Raw genomic sequence first — 2,815 nt, 5'->3', positions numbered from 1 at the left:
CGGCTGCTATTGGAGCCAGGCTGGCGAAGCCGCAGCAGCCGGTATATGCCATGGTGGGGGATGGCTCGTACATGATGCTGCATTCCGAGCTACAAACCGCCGTCCAGGAGGGGATAAAAGTCACTATCCTGCTGTTTGATAACGCCAGCTTCGGGTGTATTAACAACCTGCAGATGGGGCATGGGATGGGGAGCTTCGGTACGGAAAACCGTCACCGCAACCCGCAAACCGGACGGTTGGATGGGCCATTGGTGAAGGTCGATTTTGCTAAAAACGCGGAAAGCTACGGCTGTCGGGCATGGCGTGTACATGACGAGCAAAGCCTGCTGGCAGCGCTGGAAGCCTCGCGTGCGCATTCGGGACCTGTGCTGCTGGATATCAAAGTTCTGCCGAAAACCATGACCCACGACTATGCCTCCTGGTGGCGCACTGGCGATGCGCAGGTGGCAGAATCTCCGTCGGTGCGAAAAGCGGCTGAGCAGACGTTTGAGCAGGTGAAAAACGCACGTCAGTACTAAAAGCGATTAATGTCGGATGGCGCCGCGATTATCCGGCCTACAGCGGATTCTACCCCAGGCCGGATAAGTCGTTAGCGCTGTCATCCGGTAACCTGCGACAACGAAATTTTCATTTCATTTTTCCTTTCTCTTCATCCATCGCCTCCTTCCAGAACGGAAGGGGGCCAATTCCTGCATCTTCCCTGTTGTTATGTTGTGATATTGATAACAAATTTTATCTCACTCATCTCAAAAGTGTTAACTTGCACCCAAAAACATAATTTTCACTATTTATAAAAATGAAATAAATGTTTTATTTAAAGGGTCGTTAGTTCATCGCATTCACCAACACCGGGAGCCGTTATGTTTAACATTGCTTTACTGGGCGCTGGCCGAATTGGCCAGGTACATGCAGCTAACATTGCCAGTCACAGTGCCACTACCCTCTGGTCCGTCGTCGACCCGAATCAGGAATTTGCCACCCGTCTTGCCACACAGTACCAGGCTCGTTTGCAAAGCCTGGATGAGGCGATGACGGACCCTAACGTTCACGCCGTGCTGATTGCCTCCGCGACCGATACCCACGCGGATCTGATTGAAATGGCCGCACGCCACGGCAAAGCCATCTTCTGCGAAAAGCCGGTCCACTTGGATCTGGCCCGTGTACGCGACTGCCTGAAAGTGGTCAAAGAGTACGACGTACCGTTGTTTATCGGTTTCAACCGCCGCTTCGATCCACAGTTTCGCCGTGTGAAAACTGACGCACTGGCCGGGCGTATCGGAAAGCCGGAATCGCTGCTGATCATCTCCCGCGACCCGTCGCCGCCGCCTGCGGAATACGTGCGTGTGTCCGGCGGTATGTTCCGCGATATGACCATCCACGATTTTGATATGGCGCGCTTTATCATGGGCGAGGAGCCGGTTTCGGTGTATGCCCAGGGCAGCAATCTGGTGGATCCGGCGATTGGCGAAGCGGGCGATATCGATACCGCGTTCATCGTACTGAAATATGCCTCCGGCGCGATGGCGACCATCGTCAACAGCCGCCGTTCTTCTTACGGATACGATCAGCGCCTTGAGCTGCACGGTTCTGAAGGGCTGCTGTGCGCGGGCAACATTCTCGAAAATCAGGTGCAGCACTACGCGAAGACCGGCTGCACCAGCGCGTTACCTGAACATTTCTTCCTGCAGCGTTATAAATCGGCCTATGCCGCGGAATGGGAACACTTTGTTGCGGTACTGCGCGGCGAAGCGGTCCCTGATTGCTGCGGGGATGATGGCGAGCGTGCGCTGTATCTGGCGGATAAAGCGCTGGAGTCACTGCATAGCCAACGTGAAGTTCTCCTCTGATTGTCACCACAACCTACCCTACACAGAGAGACATAATAATGAAAAAACTGATCTTAGCTGTCCTCATCGCCATGACATCCGGGGCAGCCATTGCTGAAAACGAGCAAATTGTTTTCAGTACGCCAAACCTGGCGATGCCATTTGAAGTTCACATGCAGCGCACGGCGGTGAAAGCCGCAAAAGAGATGGGCGTGAATTTACAGGTCCTGGACGGGCAGGGTAGCTCGCCAAAACAGGTCGCTGATCTGGAAAACGCCATAACTCGTGGCGCACAGGGCTTTATTGTTTCACCAAACGATGTCAACGCGGTGTCCAGCGCGGTAGATGAAATTCAGGATGCGAAACTGCCCGTTGTTACCCTTGACCGCTCTGTTGACAGCCAGAAAAAAGTGCCGCACTTCGGCGCGAACAACTACAAAGGCGGCCAGGCGATTGGCGACTTTGTCAAAACCAAATTCCCTGACGGGGCAGACATTATTCTGCTGACCGGCCAGCCAGGCTCCTCCTCCAACATTGAACGTACTAAAGGCATTCGCGACAGCCTGAAGGCGGGTGGTGAAAAGTACAAGATCGTTGCCGATCAGACCGGTAACTGGATGCGTTCTGAAGGGATGCGCATTGTCGAAAGCGTTCTGCCTTCGTTACCGAAGCGTCCGCAGGTGATCCTCTCCGCTAACGACGATATGGCCTTGGGCGCGATTGAAGCGTTACAGGGACAAGGACTGAAACCGGGTGAAGTTCTGGTCACGGGCTTCGATGCCGTGCCGGAAGCACTGGCGCGTGTGCGCGATGGCTGGCTGGCAGTGACGGCGGATCAGCGTCCTGGCTTTGCGGTGAAAACGGCTATGAGCCAGTTGGTGAATAACGTCCGTGAGAAGACTGCGATCACCGGGGCTGACTACCCGCCAACGCTTATCACCAAAGAGAACCTGCAGCAGGCCGAGCGTATTAGTGAGGCCGGTAACTGA

3 protein-coding genes are annotated in these 2,815 nt (G+C 54.6%); all 3 read left to right on the top strand.

The genetic code is table 11. The features are described 5' to 3' along the window. Window positions 1–518 (top strand): thiamine pyrophosphate-dependent enzyme (locus FDW94_RS24075; RefSeq protein WP_249358401.1); only part of this gene is annotated, 518 nt, incomplete at its 5' end. A 342-nt stretch (window positions 519–860) separates the two neighbouring features. Beyond that, window positions 861–1,847 carry an inositol 2-dehydrogenase gene (gene iolG / locus FDW94_RS10365; protein ID WP_137377540.1) on the top strand — a complete coding sequence of 329 codons (987 nt, stop codon included), beginning with the start codon at window positions 861–863 and terminating at the stop codon, window positions 1,845–1,847. Window positions 1,848–1,885: 38 nt separating this feature from the next. Then, on the top strand, window positions 1,886–2,815 hold the full coding sequence (locus FDW94_RS10360; RefSeq protein WP_003839787.1) for a sugar ABC transporter substrate-binding protein: 930 nt from the start codon (window positions 1,886–1,888) through the stop codon (window positions 2,813–2,815).

The sequence above is a fragment of the Citrobacter sp. wls757 genome, from assembly GCF_005280935.1.
In the GTDB taxonomy this organism is placed as follows: Bacteria; Pseudomonadota; Gammaproteobacteria; order Enterobacterales; family Enterobacteriaceae; genus Citrobacter; species Citrobacter portucalensis.
Note: the sequence above shows the minus strand (reverse complement) of the source record. Positions and strands in the feature narration are given on the sequence as shown.

What these genes read in the sequence shown, in the direction of transcription:
- iolG (WP_137377540.1), top strand. Translation starts at nt 861, where the DNA reads ATGTTTAACATTGCTTTACTGGGCGCTGGCCGAATTGGCCAGGTACAT.
- FDW94_RS10360 (WP_003839787.1), top strand. Translation starts at nt 1,886, where the DNA reads ATGAAAAAACTGATCTTAGCTGTCCTCATCGCCATGACATCCGGGGCA.